The organism is Staphylococcus sp. HGB0015, from assembly GCF_000411275.1.
In the GTDB taxonomy this organism is placed as follows: Bacteria; Bacillota; Bacilli; order Staphylococcales; family Staphylococcaceae; genus Staphylococcus; species Staphylococcus schleiferi.
Genome location: NZ_KE150418.1, coordinates 658,491 through 678,083, shown reverse-complemented (window position 1 = coordinate 678,083; position 19,593 = coordinate 658,491). Strand labels below are relative to the sequence as shown.

Genomic DNA, 19,593 nt, shown 5'->3' with positions numbered 1-19,593 from the left:
CTATTGCTTCCCTTTCCTTAAAAGAGGTGATTGCCACATTCTAGGTGACTTTTCAAATCAATATAATTAGGAATGTTTATACTTTTTCATTATTTTTAAGCCACTCGCAAAAATACCGTAGCCAATCACTGTTTTTGTAAACCACTTAAAGAAACAGTTTGATGAATTGATTTTATCGAGTAAAGCAGGAATTGCTGCACTGACAAAATAAAGACCTAAAACTTTCAAATAACGTTCGTTCATGACATCGTCCTCCTACGTAATAGATAATAAGTTTGCTTTAACTTGACGTATACCCGCCTCTTTTTTATGACTGTCAAACTCCACAAATAGCACCAAAACATATTTTTGATGATACACATCTTCAATATCTACGCGTGCCGCGCCCTTATATCCATGCGACAGCAAATGTGAAATTTGCACATGCGTTAACATTTCACGATGGTTCCATAAAAATAATTTGAATTGGGTTAAGTCTTCAAAAATACGTGTTTCATTCAAGATGATTTGTAGTTGCGTGTGCGTCATCACACGATCAAGCATGAGTGTATCATAAGTGATACAACCGATAATGAAATCACGCATTTTTTTCATTTTTGGTGCGTTTTCACAGTCTAAATCACATTCAATCTGAACGGGTAATTCTACATGGTGTGCATCTAAAGCAACGGGCTGCTGAAATGTATAGCCAGCGATTTGCATGTCGACTTCTAGTTGCTTCGCCTCTTCTTTATTGAGTTCCATTAGATTCGTGACGGTTTGAAAAGTCACATTCTCTAATATTTTTAAATCTTCAACACCAAACTGCCTTAATTTTCTATATAAATTCATGGTATCAACCCCACTTTGTTTGCCCCATTCTCATTTTATCACTTATTCATAATATTAATTTTTAATATTTTGACAATATCAGTAAAAGAAACTACACCCACAACTCATTTATATTTTATGGTAAGTCGTATAAAGGTCTGGAACATAATATTCTTGATTACCCTACATTCATGAAGACGCTTGTTTAGGGGTTAAAGTCTCAACTCAATTTGGCTTAATTGAAATAGAAGCGCGATAAACCCATATCAATTTGTCGTTTTTTTAATTTTTGTCGTGATTAATGATATGAGACGAAAGTGACTTGTTTTTAACTCTAATCGTAAATAATGATATACATAAAAGTAAGCCCTCAGACGAATTTCTATTAAAAATCATCTGAGCGCTAGTTATTTTGGGATTGATGTCTCAACACCTGGCATCATATAGTTAAAGCAACGGCATATCCTTTCACCTTTTATTCATTGATACTAAGGTGACTTTACAATAGGCCAAGCCATTGCCAATAAGTCATACTGAATAACACAACGAGCAAGTAGCCAATCACAGTAATCGGAATACCTGCTTTCAAGAAATCTTTAACTGTAAATGTTTCTGTACCGTATGCGAGCATACTTTGTGGTGAACTGACAGGCAATAAGAAACCAAAGCTAATCACAAACTGTTGGATAAGTACAAAGCCAATCGCATGATCTCCTAGACTTAAAGTTGAAGTCAATGAGATGAATACTGGAATTAATGCTGAAGCTAAACTTGTCGCACTTGCAAATCCGAGATGGATTAAAATATTAAATAAAGAAATCAACGCGATTGTCGCAACGATTGGCATTCCTTTTAAGCCTAACAATCCGAATGTTGCATCGCTCAACCATTGCGCGGCATGTGTTTGTAATAGTACATTTCCTAATGAAATCCCTACTCCAAAAACAATAATCGTTCCCCAAGGGATACGCTGTTCTGCTTCTTTCCAACTCATAACACCAATTTTTGGCGTTAACATCACGGCTAAAGCTAATAATGTGATTGATGATGAATCAATTGGATGTAATACTTTTTCCGTTGACCATAATACTAATAATAAGACAGAGATGATGATTAAACGCCACTCTTTAGGTTTTACAGGACCGAGTTCAGCGAGTTGTTGTTTAACGAGCTCTGTGCCACCTTCAATTTCATTTTTTTCTGGCGGTACGACTTTGAGCATGACAAAGTAAAGCACAATCGACATGACGATAGACCATGGTGCTGCATATAAAAACCACTCGCCCCATGAGACATCATGACCTAACTGATCATTGATAAAGTTAACTGCCACAATATTTTGTGCCGCTGCAGTTTTAATCCCAACATTCCATATCGAAACAGCTTGAACCGCTGTAATGATTAGTAAAGCTGCGAGTTTACTTTCTTTTGCAGCACCAAATGCAGCGACCATACCGAGTAAAATAGGCACAACCGCGCCTGCACGTGCAGTTGCAGAAGGTACGAAAAAGGCTAAAATAATTGAAACTAAAATGGCCCCAATGACGATGCGCTTCGTTTTATTACCTACAAGTGATAGAACTAATAAAGCGAGTCGTTTATGTAAATTTGTGACTTGCATTGCTGTGGCGAGAAACAGTGCGGCAGCAACTAACGCAACAGCACTAGATGAAAAACCACTGAAGGCTAGTTTTAACGCGTTTCCTGTGCCAAATACATCTGCCCCTTTTAAGACTTGGCCCCCAACTTTAGGATTTCCAAGCGACTCAGTAAGATGTTGAATTGGACTAAAGCCAAGAAGTAAAATAATCAAACCGACAATCATTGTCGCTGATACCGGATAAGTGACCGCTTCAGTGACCCATAAAATGACTGCAAACGCTAAAATAGCTAACGCACATTTTCCCATCACTGGAAGCTGGTCTGATGTCGGTAATAAAAGCACTATAAAAAGTGCTACAAAACTTAAGATAAACCATAAAGGCTTAAATGTTGTTCCCTCTTTCTTCTTTGAAGATGTTGCCATACATGGCGCCCCCTTTGTTGAGATCTTTAACCTTATTGTAACAAGAAAGCGCTTTAAAAAGATATACGTGTTTTAACATTCACAAAATTTTAAAGATATTTTACTCACTTACATTTAACTTTTGATCCCCATCGTGAATCCATTGACGCTTACGCATAAAATGATAAATCACATAAGTCACTGCGATAGGTAAAATAAAGTGGAAGACAGCAATACGTATCCATGTATCTAATTGACTTCCCATCGTATGTATCGTCATAATTTGACCAACAAAGCCACTCGTTCCCATTCCTGCACCTGCCGCATTATTGGTCATCGGAAACATTGTTGTCATAATCGGTGCAATGATTGCGCTTGCGAGTGTAGGTGGGATAAGAATGAATGGTTTTAATAAAATATTTGGTACCTGCAACATACTTGTTCCAATCCCAATTGAAATCAAACCACTGATGCCGTTATCTTTATAGCCTGTAACAGCAAAACCAACCATCTGACAGACACATCCGATTGTTGCTGCACCTGCTGCTAATCCTGATAAATCAAGCATCAAGACTAACGCAGCGCTGGAAATCGGTGCAGTCAGACACAATCCAAAGATAACCGCAACTAAAATTCCCATTAAAAATGTTTGCTGCTCTGTAGAGATAACAATCACTCTTCCAATGGCACGCATCATTTGATTTAGAAAAGGGCCTAAAAACTTTGCCACAACGCCACCTATCACTAATGTTAAAAATGGAGAGACAATGATATCGATTTTTGTTTTAGATGCATATAATCGACTCACTTCAACGGCGACTAAGGCTTAACTTATCTTATCTTTAAAGGAGGTTTAGGATACTTGATTTTTTATCGGGGTGATCAAGTATACTTACACTGAGATGAGTGTGAACAGTTTATCTAATGGGAATATTGATTTACTGTTCTATGTACAGTATACCCCTTGATTTTTCATGACACATCCGACAAGAGTACGGACTTTTTCTCAGACTCGAGAATGATAAATTTTTACAAATCGAAATGTTTCCTATTTACAAAAGTTTGGAACTCAGCTATAATTGCTTGCAGATACTTCTCACACATCTCTGATAAGATGAAGTGTCACAGGTAAATTTGATTGTTCATTTTTCCTCAAGAGTAATCATATTAAACAATTGAATTCATTACCTAACTAAGGTGTCAGTCATTTTCTAACATGAGTCTTCCATAAAAAACTCATGACTACAATGTTTAGAAGCATGAGCCGTTGATACGGTTTAACTTCTCTTTCCCCAGTATGCAAGCCTCCTTTTATGGAGGCTTGTTTTTTTATTACCCCGTCTTACGCATCAATCATTTTACCGCCTTTCGAAAGGCACATTTTTCTTAATGAGTCAGATTAATTTACCTTTTAGACATATCGATTTAAAATAAGACTATGAAAGATTTGTTTTGGAACATTTTAAAAAGTCGCTCACCAATGAATTCACAACACAAAAATATAACGCTTTTTATAATGTTGAACTAAAAGGAGGCAATATTATGGGTATCAATGTTAAGGATTATGTTTCTGATCAATATGAACTGTTTATTGGCGGAGAATTTGTAAAGCCAGAATCTGGCGAGTACTTAGATGTCAGCAATCCAGCAACAGGCGAAGTTTTAGCAAAAGTCGCTAAAGCCAATGAACAAGACGTCGATAAAGCTGTTAAAGCAGCGCAAGACGCATTTCCAGAATGGAGCCGCAAATCAAAACAAGAACGTTCAAATTTATTACGTCAAATCCATGATAAATTAATGGAGAAAAAAGATCATTTTGCGACAATTGAAACATTGAATACAGGTAAAGCAATTCGTGAGTCTGCAAATATCGACATTCCTTCTGCAGCACGCCATTACCAATATTTCGCAAGTGTTGTGGATACGGATGAAGGTTCTCTCAACAATATTGAAGACAATGTTATGAGCATTATTCAACACGAACCCATTGGTGTTGTCGGTGCTGTCGTTGCATGGAACTTCCCAATGTTACTTGCTTCATGGAAATTAGGTCCAGCTTTAGCTGCTGGTAACACAGTCGTTATTCAACCTTCTTCTTCGACACCGCTAAGTTTAATTGAACTGGCTAAAATCTTCCAAGAAGTTTTACCAGCAGGTGTTGTCAACGTCGTAACAGGTAAAGGTTCAGAATCTGGTAACGCGATTTTCAATCATGAAGGTGTCGACAAATTATCATTCACTGGTTCTACTGATGTGGGTTATCAAGTTGCAGAAGCAGGTGCAAAACGTATCGTACCCGCAACACTTGAACTTGGTGGTAAAAGTGCCAATATTATTTTAGATGACGCAAACCTAGATTTAGCTTTAGAAGGCATCCAACTCGGTATCTTATTCAACCAAGGTGAAGTATGTAGTGCAGGTTCTCGTTTACTTGTGCATGAAAAAATTTATGACACACTTGTACCACGACTTGTTGAAGCATTTAAACAAATTCGAGTTGGCGATCCACTTGATAGTGCAACACAAATGGGTTCTCAAACAGGCCAAGCACAAATCGATAAAATTCAAGGTTATATCGACTATGCGAAAGAAAATGATGCCAATATTCTTGTCGGCGGTCACCGTTTAACTGATAACGGATTAGATAAAGGTCATTTCTTTGAACCTACACTAATCGAAGTGAAAGATAATAAAAATAAATTAGCGCAAGAAGAAATCTTTGGTCCTGTATTAACAATTATTAAAGTGAAAGACGATGAAGAAGCGATTCAAATCGCTAATGACTCTGAATACGGCTTAGCTGGTGGTGTTTTCTCAACAAATATCAACCGTGCATTAAATGTAGCTAAAAATGTCCGTACAGGTCGTGTATGGGTCAACACGTATAACCAAGTTCCTGAAGGTGCGCCATTCGGAGGCTACAAAAAATCAGGTATTGGTCGTGAAACTTATAAAGATGCCATTGCAAACTATCAACAAGTTAAAAATATTTATATAGACATTAGCAACGAAACAAAAGGTCTTTACTAAATAACTTGAAACAACTTGTGTGAATAATAATTTAATAACGCTCTCCTAAAATAAATAGAACGACGGAATCTTGTAGTGCACTTGATTCCGTCGTTTTTTTATCGTTATCCACTGTATTTTACATACGCTTACGCTTTTGCAATCTATTTATTACTATAATTTAAATGCTGTGACAAGGCCAATGACATACTTTTATATTACACATGCTTGGAATCGTGTTGATTATCACTATCTGGAAGCTCAATCATTTGCAATGCGTCTTTGAGTTCTGTGTAGAGATCGCCACCTCTCCATTCTCGCGGATAGCCAAGACAAGGACAAAGATACGTCGTGCCATTTTCGGTGTATCTTTTTCTAAAATGAACATGCCCCATCACACTGTACGCCACGTCATAGTTTTCATAAATACAATCAAAATCTTGTGTCCCAATAAAACCGTTGAAAAAATCGAAAATCCGATGCGGTAAAGGGACAACGAATTTCGGATGTGTTACAACATGTGTGACTAAAATAACTTTATGATGTTGATAAGGCTCTAATTGATGGAACACTGATTCTGCAAAACGTTTGGATAGCATCTGATCAGATTGTTCAAAATTCGTATGGACTTTATCTTGCCATGTCGCCCCGTAATGCTTCCCTTTTTCCAATTTCTCCAAAGTATATTTGTCACTTGCATAGCGATAATCATACCAACCCATATGGCCAACGATGACATATTGTCCTAATTCAAGCGGTTGATTGATGAGGCACTGGGGATGCGCTGTATATAAAGCTAAAATTTCTTCCGAAGTGATTGTTTCATCAGCTTGACGCCAAATATCGTGATTGCCTGGAATAAAATACACGCTACACTCAACTTTATCAGTCAACTGTGCGATAAAGCGCAATGTAGTGCTATGGTGATTGGAAATATCACCTGCAATAATCAGCATGTCTAACGCTTTTTGACGCGTCAACTGCGCTAGCGCTTCAATATAATCTTCCATCCGTAATTGTTGATGTCGATCAAAATGGATATCTGATAAAGTACCGATTTTCATCATGCTTCCCCCTTATAAGTATTATCCCAGAATGGCATGACAAACGTGTAATATCTTGCTTTTTCCATTACCTTATCTTCTTATATTCGATATAGACAAAATTAAAAGACCTTTCTAAACGGAACATTTGAAACGTACCAGTTTGAAAGGTCTATGGTTTTATGAGTATATGCTTTTCCATCTATTCTCTTATTCTCTCTCGGTTAGTATTCTCATATTTTAAATATTATGCAGCAACGAGTTGCGCATAATCGTAAAGGCGTTCAGCGTCACGTAAACTAATATCATCTAATGTACGATAGCCAGAGCGGATGTCTGAAATAATACCTTGGCTTACACCAGTATGAATGTAAATTTCGTAACAACTTTGGTTAGAACGGATTAGTTCTAAAATTGCTTTTCTCATTTTTAACACATCCTTTAATTATTGCTTTCCTTTCCCTATTTGTATTATACACCTAATCCAACTTAATTTCATCATTTTTGTGATTCCATTCACATAATTATCATAATTTATCACTCACTACTTATTGCAGTATTTTGATTCAAATTGAGTAATTTTATAAGATTGAAAATTAATAATATTTAAACTTTTATTAATTCACAAATATGTCATATTAAATCAATTTGATTTATCGTATTATAACTTTAATGTGAAATACTTAGATAAATTTTAGTATTATGAACAATTAAACACTACATTCATTTTCACAATCTATATAAATATATAATTAATTATGTTAACAACATGAAAAATTGCATTTTTAGTATAATGTAAGGGCTTGCACAGCATCTAAAATGCCTTTATGATGAGGGTGTTTTGATAGCTATCCAAAACTTAAAAAGCAAATTAAGAGAGAAGGAAAAGTTATGGATTTTATTTTAGGAATTGGAACACTACTGGTCGTCTTATTGGCGATGACATTATTCTTAAAATTTGCACCAAACGGTAAAGTCAGCTTACAAGCCTTATCGGGTGCAGCATGTGCATCATTTTTACCTGAAGCGTTTTTAAAGTATGCCATCGGTGGTGTATTACACTTGGAATACTTTATCAAATTAGGAGAAATTGCGGGTAGCTTAAGCGGGGTTGCAGTAGGTATTTTGACTTGCTTAAAGTTTGGTATCAACCCTGTCTTTGCGGTATTAACCGGTTTGGTGTTATATGATTTTAAACTTTTACCTGCATTTATCGCAGCTTATATCGTCGGTTTTGGAATTAAAGCTATAGAAAAATATGTTCCGGAAGGTTTAGATTTGATTGTCGTTATTTTAGTCTCCCCTGCTTTAGCTTATGGGGTTGCATCTCTCGTTTCACCAAGCGTGATCGCTGTTCTTAAACAAATTGGTTCTGCGGTAACTGCTGTTGGTGATAATAACCCTTATGCGCTTGCACTTGTTATAGGTGCGATTGTACCTGTTGTAGGTATGACACCGCTCAGTTCGATGGTTTTCACAAGTTTACTCGGTTTAACAGGTATTCCAATGGCAATCGGAGCCCTAGGATGTATGGGTAGCTCGTTTGCAAACTTTGTACTGTTTAAAAAATTAAAAATTGGTAACTCTGGTAAAGCATTTGCAGTCGCTATTGAACCCCTCACACAAATTGATATCATTGCAAAATATCCCATTCAGCTATATGGTACGAACGCAATTGTAGGCATGGTCAACGGCTTATTCATCACTTATATGGGTATTGTCGTCAATCAACCAGGTATGGCAACGCCAATTGCAGGTCCGATTGTTGCCCTAGGCTTTAATGATGCATTGCGCACAGCCATTACGATTGTTGTTGTCGCAATCATTAGCATCCTTTTAAGTTATATCATCAGTACATTTATTAGCAAAAAACGACTTACATTCAATGTGCATACACCTCAATTAAAACAACAAACTAGTTAAGGAGTGAAACGCATTATGGCTCGTACAAAAGATTATCAAAGTGCATTCGATATTATTGGTCCAGTAATGATGGGCCCTTCAAGTTCACATACAGCAGGCGCCGTTAAAATCGGAAAAGCTGCACGCGCAATTCTAGGTGATACACCTGAAAAAATTAAAGTACATTATTACGAATCTTTCGCAGAAACACACCGTGGTCATGGGACAGATTTAGCAATCATCGGAGGCTTACTTAATTTCAATACATCTGACCCACGTATTAAATCCTCTACAAAAATTGCTAAAGAACAGGGTATTGACTTTGAATTTATTGAAGAACCTGGAACGAGTTTAGGGGAACATCCGAATTGCGCCTTAATTCAATTAGATCACGGCTCGCGTCACGTCGAATTAAATGGAATTTCTATTGGTGGTGGCGCATTTAAAGTGAAAAGTATCCACGTCAATCAAATGTGTATTCTCATGTCACATACACCGAATATTCTCGTTATTGATGGCGAATGTACGATATCTGAAGTGAATCATTTGATCAATCAACTTGTCGAAAAAGAAGTAGATATTAATGAAGAAATTAAAACGATGAATGCAGGTCGTTGTCTTCTAGCACTACATTTAAATAAGCCCATTGATGAATCATTATTAACTTCATTAAAAACGGCTTATCCTTGCTTAAACTTTTCATATATACAATAAATGGAGGGATTTCTATGTTTGATACTATGGAAGAATTAATTACGTATGCTGAACAACACGACACAACTTTTGCAGAAATTATGATTGCGCAGGAGATGTCTACACGCGGCATGTCTAGAGAAGAAGTCCTCGATATGATGCAACAAAATTTAGATACAATGCGAGATGCTGTTGAAAAAGGAACAACGAGTAAAGGCGTTAAAAGTGTCACAGGCTATACTGGTCAAGATGCCATTAAAGTTCATGAATATAATCAAACTCATCAAGCGTTATCAGGTTACGATATGATGACGGCGGTCAAAGGAGCGATTGCTACAAATGAAGTCAATGCAGCAATGGGAATTATTTGTGCGACCCCTACAGCGGGTTCTTCAGGAACAATACCGGGTGTGCTCTTCAAATTAGAAGCTTCTCATGAGTTAAGCAATGAACAAATGCTCCAATTTCTATTTGCTGCCTCGATGTGCGGTATGATTATTGCAAACAATGCCTCGGTAGCAGGTGCTACTGGTGGATGCCAAGCTGAAGTGGGTACAGCTTCAGCCATTGCTGCAGCCGCTGAAGTCGAAGTGTTCGGAGGTACACCTCAACAAGCAGGTCATGCAATTGCTATCAGTCTTAGTAACTTACTTGGACTTGTTTGTGATCCAGTTGCTGGCTTAGTTGAAATCCCTTGTGTTATGCGTAATGCGATTGGTTCAGGTAACGGGCTCATTTCTGCAGATTTAGCTTTAGCAGGCGTTGAAAGCCGTATTCCTGTGGACGAAGTCATTATGGCAATGGACAAAGTGGGCCGAAACTTACCAGCTTCATTACGCGAAACAGGAATCGGCGGTCTAGCTGGAACACCGACTGGACAAGCAATCAAAGAAAAGATCTTTGGACATGCACAGAAAAAAGAAATATTCTCTTAATTTATTTGCAGGTTGAACAACAACCTAAAAATCAAATGGGACGAGACAAAAATTTTTAATCCACTCTCCCCCATAGATTCGCTTGCTTAGGGACTGAAGCCTCATCTCAATTTGGCTTAATTGAAACAGAAACGCGATGAGGCTGTCCCCTCGGTAAGCGAGTTTTTATCATAAAAAAGAAGCGCTGAGACGATTTTCGATTAAAAATCATCTTAGCGCTATTTTTGAGGATTGATGTCCCGACTTTTTCATACCATCGACTTTGTATGATATGTCATTACGATTCTCATTGTTTATAAGGATTCTATCTGTTATCTAATACAAATTGCAATAGATCTTCTTTAAATAAAAAGCCACCGCTTACTTTAGGATCATCTGCATAAAAACTACTGTTAATACCCACAACTTGGTTATTTTTATTAAATAACGGTGAACCTGATGCACCTGGACTTGCAAGAATATCAGATTTATAAGTACGATTACTATTAAAAGCGAAATCTAAAATTTTTCCGTCTGAACCCCACATAATGTTTCGATCTCCTAAATTTGGATAACCTGCAATATGTAATTGGTTGTTTGCTGTTCCAAGCCAGTTTTTATCGATAAAATCTGCATCAACAATATTCGCTGGTTTAACGACTTCACCAACATTTTTATTACCATTTTTAGGAACAACTGTTAAAATCGCAACATCATCATTTTGATTTGGCGCAAATTTAACACTTACTACACTAAAATCACCTAATGACTTAGGGCCATTATTCTTTTGATTGAACGCTAACTTAAACGTGCCACTATCTTTACCTTTAAAATTATTCGCAACATGTCTATTTGTAGCGACAGTATTTTTACCAATGACAAAGCCTGTACCAGAGTGACCATTTTTAAAATCAAGTCTTCCCACAATATTATGAGGTGCCTTATCAGAGCCGTTAATCGGATAGATTCCACTATTGGCCTTTGCTGTAAAACTGCCCTGTGAGAAAATAACAGGAACCATGGCTAAAAGAAGTACGACAAGCATAAAAACTTTTTTAAACTTTTCCATTCGGACACTTCCTTTTCTATTTGATGATTATAGTATAATATTTTTATAATTAATAATCAACAACTTTTTAAGTTATTTATCATTTAACTTATTTATTGGAAAAGTTTTTTGTACACACGTATTTTAAAACAAAAGAAGATAACTTACACATAAAGATAAAAATATAAACCGCTATCTATAAAGAATTCAAAGCTAGTCAGATAGCGCGAACTTGTCGATAAAAAAGGTAGGACTGAAATGGATTAGATTCCATCGTCCTACCTCATTATCAATGATACAAATTAAAGCACAGTGATACATAATGCAACTACTAAAACTTCACTTATTTGCGTACTACACGTTGGGTCACTTGCTCATGTTCTTCTCGTTCTTGTACTGCATGATGATGCTCATGGTGTGTTGCATCACGCTTTGACCCTAATTGAAATACAATGAAATGATAAATAAAGAATAGAATTAAACTTAATGAAAGTGATTGTAACAGTAAATACTGCCAAGTTCCTGCCACAAAATAAGTTTCTTTAATTGTTGTCGTAATGACCATTGCGAAAAATAGAATGACTAACTTTTTAAGCACTTTCATCACTCCCTTTGTTTAAACGTGATATCCCAATGACACAAGCCATAGCACCCTACTCAGACGTATTGTTTATCATGACTTGCGCAATCTATAAACTAAAAGCTGTTTTTAAATCGTTTTCTTTATTGTATCGTGTTTTAATCCATATGTGAAATGACTAAAAGAAAAGTCTTGTATGTGCTTAATCATTAACTATTAGATTGTTATCTCCATCACTTTCAATTAGCGATTCGATTTAGGATTCAGTGCATCTTTAAGCCCTTCTCCAATAAAGTTGATACATAAAATAGTTGTTGTAATGATAATTGCAGGTGGCATCCATATCCATGGTTTGCTTCTTAAAATATCGCCTTCTTGTGCATCTGTCAACATATTACCCCATGTTGGGACACTTTTACTAATACCGAATCCAAGGAAGCTAAGACCCGCTTCAGCTACAATTTGTACCGCAAATACGAGGGTCGCTTGAACAATGATTACACTTAAAATATTCGGCAGTAGGTGTTTGAGCAATATTTTATAAACCGGCGTCCCGATGGATTTAGCTGCCAAAAAGTATTCATTTTCTTTTTCTTGCATCACTTTACCGCGCACAATTCGGGCAATCCCAACCCAAGACAAAGCAATCAATACCGCACCTAAAACGATAGCTGAGCCATATTGATTTTCAATTTTACCACTGAAAGTCGCATTTAATACAACTGCAAATGGGATGAAAGGGAATAGCATTACAAATTCAGTGAAACGCATTAAGATCGTATCTACCCATCCGCCATAATATCCAGATATCATACCGATAATAATGCCTAATGTCATCAATCCTACAGAAGTGAAGAAACCAAACATTAATGAAACGCGTCCAGAATAGAGCAAGCGACTTAAAATATCACGTCCCCCTGAGTCTGTCCCTAACCAATGTTCTGACGACATATCCCCTTTAATTAATACAAGGTTTTGTTCATTTGGATTATATGGCGCTAATAAAGGCGCTAAAAATGAAATAATTACAATAAGGGCTAATATCATCGTTGCAATCATCGCAGGTTTATTTTTCAAGAATTTTTTGCGTGCTATCGCTAAAGGTGATTTACTTTTTACTTTTTTTAATTTATCCATCTCTTTTCCCTCCTAGTTACTCTTAATTCTCGGATCAACGATGCTGTATGTGACATCCGATATCAAATTGGCTAATAAGCCTAAAAATGAAAAGAATAAGAGCAACGCCATCATTAATGGATAATCTTTACCACTAATCGCATCAATAAGTAACTTACCGACACCCGGATAAGAAAAGATGGTTTCTGTAATCACCGCACCCCCAAAAACAGATAAAACGTCGGCACCAAAAAACGTAACGATAGGGATAATCGAGTTTCTTAAAATATGTTTATTGTAGATTTTAGATTCTGATAAACCTTTAGCACGTGCTGTGCGGATGTAATCTTTTCGAGAGTTTTCAATAATGTCATTTCTTAAAAACTGAACATAACTCGCTGTAGACAACAGGCCTAACACAGTACCAGGTAAAATGGCATGATAAATTTTACTTACATAATAAGGTGCCGTACCTGGCTCTAACCCAATTTCAACTGAACCTGAAAATGGGAAAAGGCCCAATTGAAATGAAAAAATATAAATTGCAAACACACCTGCAACAAATGATGGAATGGCAAGCATTAAATAATTCAATAATTGAATACTATAGTCATACAAACTGTACGGTTTTCGACCTGATAAAATCCCTAAAGGAAAGGCAATCAAATATGTAATCACAAGACTGATTACGCCAAGTAAAATCGTGTTCGGCATTCTTTCTTTAACTAAGTCCATAACTGGACGCTTATAACGGATGGAATCACCTAAGTCACCTTGTAAGACGCGCTCACCCCACTTGAGATATTGGACATGGATTGGTTTATTTAAGCCTAATTTTTCCCGTTCCTCTTCATAGTATTTAGGTCCTGCTTTCGGATCCATGTTGCCAGAAAATGCGTCACCTGGCTGTAACTTAGCAATTGTAAAAATCACGATAGACATCAATAAAAGCATTGGAATCATTAATAAAATACGTCTTGTAATCAATGTTGTCATTTTGTCATCCCTCCATCATTTAATAATATACATGCCGCATAATGGTCTTCGCTCACTTCGACATGGGCTGGTTTCATTTCAGCACATCTTGGCTCTGCCACAGGGCACCTTGTATGAAATGGACACCCTTTAGGGGGATGACTCGGCGAAGGCAAATCACCTTCAAGTAAAATACGTTTTTTTCTATGGTCTGGATTGATTTCTGGTATTGCGGAAATTAAAGACTGTGTATAAGGATGCGAAGGATTTTTATAAATTTCTTCAGCTGGTCCTTGCTCTAAAATATGTCCTAAATACATCACACAAATATAATCACTGACATGCTTTACAACACTTAAATCATGCGCAATAAAAAGATAACTAAGACCGAATTCTTCTTGTAATTCATCCATGATATTTAATACTTGTGATTGGACTGACACATCCAATGCACTGACCGGTTCATCGGCAATAATCAGCTTAGGTTTAAGTGCTAATGCCCGTGCAATACCGACACGCTGACGTTGTCCACCTGAAAATTCATGCGCATATTTATAATAATCAGCATCATTTAAGCCAACGCGTCTTAACAGGCCTTTCACTTCATCTTCAATCTCTCTTTGTTTTTTCTTATAATAGTTTCTAATTGGTTCTCCTACAATGTCACCGACCATTTGCATAGGATTGAGTGATGCATATGGATCTTGAAACACCATTTGAAATCCTTTGCGTGCCTCTCTCAAAGCTTTACCTTTAAGCTTTGTTAAATCTTGGCCACAAAATAGAATCTCGCCTTCATCCGCTTTTTGTAAACATAAAATTGTGCGACCTGCTGACGATTTTCCGCAACCTGATTCTCCAACCAAGCCTACTGTCTGCCCTTTTTTTATAGAAAATGAAATATCATCGACGGCTTTCACTTCACCCACTTTTCGTTGGAACACGCCACCTTTAATCGGATAATATTGTTTCAGATTCTTCACTTCCAAAATATTTTCACTTACCATGGACATTCCCCTCCTTTAGTTGTCCGTCATCATCGTATAAATGGCAAAACACTTGGTGTTCTTCGGCTATTGAAATAGCATTGACATTTTGTTTTGAACATATTGGCATCACATTCGGACACCTATTCGCAAAACGACAACCGACTTGGGGGAGTTCACTTAAACTCGGAACAGAACCTTTAATCGTTTCTAGCTTATCTTGTTGAACATCTAAACGCGGGATAGCTCTGAGGAGTAATTTTGTATATGGATGTTTAGGATGGCGGAAAATCTCCTCTACTGGAGCAGTTTCAACAACTTTACCTGCATACATGACGGCCACACGATCACAAATTTCAGAAATCACCCCTAAATCATGAGAAATAAAAATGACACCCATTTGCGTTTCTTGCTGAATACGTTTAAGGAGTTCTAATATTTGTGCTTGGACCGTCACATCCAATGCAGTCGTAGGTTCGTCAGCAATGAGCAACTGCGGTGAACATGAAATTGCCATTGCAATCATCACACGCTGACGCATCCCTCCGGATAATTGATGTGGATATTCATCTATCACTTTATCTGGTCGTGGGATACCCACGTCTTTCAATAATTGAACCGCCTTCGCTTTTGCTTCTTTTTTAGAAATTTTTAAATGTAACGTCAACATTTCCATAAGTTGGTTTCCAATGGTAAAAACTGGATTTAAAGATGTCATAGGCTCTTGGAAAATCATCGCAACTTCTTTACCTCGAACACGATTAAATTGATCGGCTTGAATATCATCGATACGTTCCCCTTTGTATGTCACTTCACCTGATGCAATTGTCGCAATTTTTTCGGGCAGAAGCTTTAAAATCGATAAGCTCAAAACAGATTTCCCCGATCCCGATTCGCCTACAATGCCTAAAATTTCACCTTTCTTTACTTCCAAATTCACATTAGAAATCGCTTGATGCGGTTCGCCTTCTATGTAAAATGCGGTTGATAAATTTTTCACTTCTAACAAATTGCTATTATTCATTTTTTCACCCCTAATTTGCCCATTTAAATGTTCGTCATATATTAAAACGTAAAATGATCCTTTAAAAACAAAACGCTATGCATTAATCACAACTTTTATACTTGAATATAAGAAAAGGAGAGGGACGTTATTCGTCACCCCACCCTTCTCACATTCATCCTAACAGTTGAACTGTTACTTTTTATCTTCAACAGTCCATTCATAAATAGGGTTAGAGCCCTTCAATGAAACTTCGAAGTTTTTCACTCTGTTATTTACAACTGTCACATCTTTCAATTCAACAAGCGGAATAACAGGTACATCTTCAGCCATAATCTTTTGCCATTCTAAATATTTTTCTTTACGCTTTTTATTACTATCTCCAACGACTTTCGAATCCAACGCTTCATTTAATAGTTTATCTGCTTTAGGATTGTTATAGCGTGATTCATTCCATAACGCTGTAGATTTATATAGATCTGATGGGTCTGGATCCGCACCTTGTGACCATGATCTGAAATAAACTTCTATATCTTTGTCAGCTTTTTCTAAGTCAGAAGAATACTTACCAAACTCTTCCATTTCAACTTTTGTTTTAAGTCCTACCTTTTCCCAATAACCTTTAAGTGCTGATGAGCGTGGTTCAAATGTAGGGTTAGAGCCCGAATAATGTTTCAATTTAACGACAAATGGTTTACCATCTGGATCTTCACGCCAACCGTCGCCATCTTTGTCTTTATAACCTGCTTCATCTAATAACTTTTTCGCTTTCTTAACGTTATACTCATATTCCTTCACGTCACCTTTTTTAGCACCACTCCAGTGCGCTGATGGGATGAGACCATTTAATGGTTTACCATAACCATAAAAGAACGCATCGATCCATTCTTTACGATTGATTGCATAAGCCATCGCTTGACGTAATTTTTTATTTTGGTATTTCGGTCTTTCTTTGCCAATTTTCTGACTTTTCTTGTCATAATCGTTTAATACGAAACCGATAATCGCATATGATGTTGATGGTGACTCTAACAATTTCAAGTTACTTGAACCACTATCTTTGATTTCTTTAGCAATCGGAGCCGTAATGGAAGCCATATCAATATCGCCTTTTTCAAGTGCTTGCGTCATAGACGTTTGTTCTACTACACGTAAATTGATTTTGTTGAGTTTTGGTTCGCCTTGCCAGTAGTCTTTATTTTTAACTAATTCTATAGACTCTCCATCAACAATGTTTTTAACTTTATATGGACCAATACCGATAGGATGCTTACGAGCCGCATCAGATTTTGCCATATCTTTCACTGGAATATTTTTAAATATTTTTTCACTAATTGGCGCTGACGTCCATAGTGCTAACAAATTATTAGCTTTATGTTCTTTAAATGTTAATTCAGCAGTATAATCATCAATTTTCTTAATTCCGCTGATGTTCTGTGCTTGACCTTTATGCTTTTCTTCTGCCCCTTTAATGATATCAACGCTACTGTATCTTGGACCATCATAATCAGGATCTGCAATTGTTTCTAAAGTGAAGATCCAGTCATTAATCGTTAAAGGATTACCATCTTGCCACTTAATTCCTTTTTTAATCTTGAATGTATAAGTAAGATCATTATCTTTATGCTTTTCCCATGACAAAATTTTAGGTTTGATTTGTAAGTGGTCATCCACCTCAATCAGTGAATCATTGAAATAGTCAATCACCCCTGAGTCACCAGTTGAACCTGCAAAAATAGATTGAAAATTACCTTCAGGTGCTTCAGCGATACCTACATTTAAAGTTCCTCCTTTAGCATCACTTTTTGCAGTTTTATTATTATCGCTCTTAGTCGTATCCCCGCCTTTTCCACAAGCTGATAATATTAAAACGACACTTAGTGCTAAAAACAACACGTAACGATAAGCCTTTTTCATTGGCGTTCCCCCTTAATATAATAATTAGAAAATGTCTTTTCCTTACTATTATTATATTTTTCTGAATTTTTTGTCAATAGCTATTTTTAAAATTAATTTTTGAAATTGATTTATAGCAACATATGTAAATATTTTTCTTATAAATTAAGTCTCAATCATCAATAAATAGAATATTTTACACAAAAAAAGAACAATAATACCTCTATTCATATAAGACATTATTGTTCTAAAAAAGTGATACCGTAGCGCAATATCAACTAACAAAAACAGTTATTTACAATGTTGATAATGCTTCGGCAATCGGCGTTTCACCTGTTAAAATTTGAAATTCTTTCCCCCAGTGTTGAGGGTTCGTCGCGACTTCAAATAAAACGGCTGCGACATCTTCTCGTGGAATTTTTCTATCATTCGGTTGATCAAAATACTGCGCAGCACGGATTTTCCCTGTACCCGAACCATTTGTTAATGCACCTGGATGTACGATAGTCGCTGTTAGTGCACTTCGTCTTAAATAGTCATCCGCATAATGCTTTGCGATAGTATAAGGTTTTAAATCTCCGTTCGCATCAAACGCTTCACGTCGAGAGTCGTAGGTTGAAACCATAATAAAGTTTTCCACTTTTGCCGCTTCACTTGCTTTAATCGCTTTGACAGCACCATCTAAATCAATAATGATTGTTTTATCTGCCCCTGTATGTCCTCCAGAACCGACTGAAAAAATGACCTGATTATAATCTTGAAACAACTTTGCTAACGATTCGATAGATTCTTTTTCAATATCAATATAAACTGTGGCAATACCTTTTGATTCTAACGCTTCTTTTTGTGCATGGTCACGCACACTCGCTGTAAAATCTGTACCGGTTGATTGGAATAACGTCACTAAATGTTGACCTACGCCACCATTAGCACCTAAAAGTAAAGTCTTTGTCATAAAGATTCCTCCTCTATCTGTTCATCTCACTTTTCATGATAGTACAAATCAATACACACGCCTTTGATTCTGCTCAATAAAGCGTGTATAAGATCTAACTTATCACATCCTCTTTCAATCAATTAAATTAGCGCGTACAACATGTAAGCAAATATTAAAATCAAAGCTAGTGGATAGACAGTAAATAGCATCCACTTGTTTTTATTCTTAATATCATGAGTCCTATTTAAAAAATATTCCATTCCCAATATGAAAAAGATAACTACAATATACATAAGAAAGTATAATTTTGTATTTTGAGAAAATTTTTGTGTCAGTGGGAAAGAGAAAATAGTTAAAAGAGTAAAAAAGATTAAAGTAAAATAATACCGGTTTACAAAACGTGTCAATTAAATCCCTCCCTTCAATCACACTGAAACGGATAGTAACATTTAAATACATCGTATCATTAATATTCTTCCCTTTTTAATCATTAAAAGGCTGTACACTTTATATGGTGGTTATGTGTCTATAATAATTAAGTCGCAAACTTCCGATTGCTTCTTCGAGTCTCGCTTTCCCAGGCGCCTTACCTCAACTAATTTTGGCTTTTATTGTAGCTCATAAGAAGCCAAAATGGATTTTCGGTTTCGGCTCTATGCCTCGGGAGTCTCGACTC

At 36.5% G+C, this 19,593-nt stretch carries 16 protein-coding genes and 2 pseudogenes; 4 read left to right on the top strand and 14 right to left on the bottom strand.

Features of this window, described 5'->3' with window-relative positions; genetic code table 11:
- Nucleotides 1-66: 66 nt before the first annotated feature.
- The 4 genes and pseudogenes from HMPREF1208_RS12250 to HMPREF1208_RS09570 all read right to left on the bottom strand — a co-directional run.
- A complete protein-coding gene (locus tag HMPREF1208_RS12250; protein ID WP_016426184.1) occupies nt 67-243 on the bottom strand; it encodes a hypothetical protein in 177 nt (58 codons plus the stop codon).
- A gap of 12 nt (nt 244-255) precedes the next feature.
- A complete protein-coding gene (locus tag HMPREF1208_RS09580; protein WP_016426183.1) occupies nt 256-831 on the bottom strand; it encodes a hypothetical protein in 576 nt (191 codons plus the stop codon).
- A gap of 478 nt (nt 832-1,309) precedes the next feature.
- Nucleotides 1,310-2,841, bottom strand: a pseudogene (locus HMPREF1208_RS09575) (SLC13 family permease); the annotation flags it as partial.
- A 95-nt stretch (nt 2,842-2,936) separates the two neighbouring features.
- Nucleotides 2,937-3,638 (bottom strand): annotated as a pseudogene (locus HMPREF1208_RS09570) (PTS transporter subunit IIC); the annotation flags it as partial.
- 719 nt (nt 3,639-4,357) lie between these two features.
- Here HMPREF1208_RS09570 and HMPREF1208_RS09565 point away from each other — a divergent pair.
- Nucleotides 4,358-5,845, top strand: a complete 1,488-nt coding sequence (locus HMPREF1208_RS09565; RefSeq protein ID WP_016426180.1) for an aldehyde dehydrogenase family protein — start codon at nt 4,358-4,360, stop codon at nt 5,843-5,845.
- A gap of 197 nt (nt 5,846-6,042) precedes the next feature.
- Here HMPREF1208_RS09565 and HMPREF1208_RS09560 read toward each other — a convergent pair whose 3' ends face one another.
- Nucleotides 6,043-6,888, bottom strand: coding sequence for a metallophosphoesterase (locus tag HMPREF1208_RS09560; protein ID WP_016426179.1), 846 nt, complete (start codon nt 6,886-6,888; stop codon nt 6,043-6,045).
- A gap of 226 nt (nt 6,889-7,114) precedes the next feature.
- Nucleotides 7,115-7,294, bottom strand: a complete 180-nt coding sequence (locus HMPREF1208_RS09555) for a hypothetical protein (protein WP_016426178.1) — start codon at nt 7,292-7,294, stop codon at nt 7,115-7,117.
- A gap of 464 nt (nt 7,295-7,758) precedes the next feature.
- Here HMPREF1208_RS09555 and HMPREF1208_RS09550 point away from each other — a divergent pair, with 464 nt between their 5' ends.
- The 3 genes from HMPREF1208_RS09550 to sdaAA are packed head-to-tail and all read left to right on the top strand — an operon-like array spanning nt 7,759 to nt 10,397.
- Nucleotides 7,759-8,790, top strand: a complete 1,032-nt coding sequence (locus tag HMPREF1208_RS09550; RefSeq protein WP_016426177.1) for a PTS sugar transporter subunit IIC — start codon at nt 7,759-7,761, stop codon at nt 8,788-8,790.
- A gap of 15 nt (nt 8,791-8,805) precedes the next feature.
- The gene (sdaAB, locus tag HMPREF1208_RS09545; RefSeq protein WP_016426176.1) at nt 8,806-9,483 is read left to right on the top strand and encodes an L-serine ammonia-lyase, iron-sulfur-dependent subunit beta; all 678 of its coding nucleotides are present in this window, start codon (nt 8,806-8,808) and stop codon (nt 9,481-9,483) included.
- Between the two features lie 14 nt (nt 9,484-9,497).
- Nucleotides 9,498-10,397 carry an L-serine ammonia-lyase, iron-sulfur-dependent, subunit alpha gene (gene sdaAA / locus HMPREF1208_RS09540; protein ID WP_016426175.1) on the top strand — a complete coding sequence of 300 codons (900 nt, stop codon included), beginning with the start codon at nt 9,498-9,500 and terminating at the stop codon, nt 10,395-10,397.
- Nucleotides 10,398-10,701: 304 nt separating this feature from the next.
- On the opposite strand, the gene HMPREF1208_RS09535 is transcribed toward sdaAA, so the two are convergent.
- The 8 genes from HMPREF1208_RS09535 to HMPREF1208_RS09500 all read right to left on the bottom strand — a co-directional run bounded on the left by HMPREF1208_RS09535 (nt 10,702) and on the right by HMPREF1208_RS09500 (nt 18,935).
- Complete coding sequence (locus tag HMPREF1208_RS09535) at nt 10,702-11,445, bottom strand: trypsin-like serine peptidase (protein WP_016426174.1); 744 nt, start codon at nt 11,443-11,445, stop codon at nt 10,702-10,704.
- Nucleotides 11,446-11,767: 322 nt separating this feature from the next.
- Nucleotides 11,768-12,028: a hypothetical protein gene (locus HMPREF1208_RS09530; protein ID WP_207554598.1), complete on the bottom strand. Its 261-nt coding sequence runs from the start codon at nt 12,026-12,028 to the stop codon at nt 11,768-11,770.
- Between the two features lie 219 nt (nt 12,029-12,247).
- A complete protein-coding gene (gene opp4C, locus HMPREF1208_RS09525) occupies nt 12,248-13,141 on the bottom strand; it encodes an oligopeptide ABC transporter permease (protein WP_016426172.1) in 894 nt (297 codons plus the stop codon).
- Nucleotides 13,142-13,153: 12 nt separating this feature from the next.
- A complete protein-coding gene (gene opp4B / locus HMPREF1208_RS09520; protein ID WP_016426171.1) occupies nt 13,154-14,116 on the bottom strand; it encodes an oligopeptide ABC transporter permease in 963 nt (320 codons plus the stop codon).
- Complete coding sequence (locus tag HMPREF1208_RS09515) at nt 14,113-15,102, bottom strand: ABC transporter ATP-binding protein (protein ID WP_016426170.1); 990 nt, start codon at nt 15,100-15,102, stop codon at nt 14,113-14,115. The genes opp4B and HMPREF1208_RS09515 overlap by 4 nt, the downstream gene beginning before the upstream one ends.
- Nucleotides 15,092-16,105, bottom strand: coding sequence for an ABC transporter ATP-binding protein (locus HMPREF1208_RS09510; RefSeq protein WP_016426169.1), 1,014 nt, complete (start codon nt 16,103-16,105; stop codon nt 15,092-15,094). Before HMPREF1208_RS09510 ends, HMPREF1208_RS09515 begins: the two co-directional genes overlap by 11 nt.
- 174 nt (nt 16,106-16,279) lie before the next feature.
- On the bottom strand, nt 16,280-18,001 hold the full coding sequence (gene opp4A, locus HMPREF1208_RS09505) for an oligopeptide ABC transporter substrate-binding protein (RefSeq protein ID WP_016426168.1): 1,722 nt from the start codon (nt 17,999-18,001) through the stop codon (nt 16,280-16,282).
- Nucleotides 18,002-18,275: 274 nt separating this feature from the next.
- Nucleotides 18,276-18,935, bottom strand: coding sequence for an NAD(P)-binding oxidoreductase (locus HMPREF1208_RS09500; protein WP_016426167.1), 660 nt, complete (start codon nt 18,933-18,935; stop codon nt 18,276-18,278).
- Nucleotides 18,936-19,593: the final 658 nt, after the last annotated feature.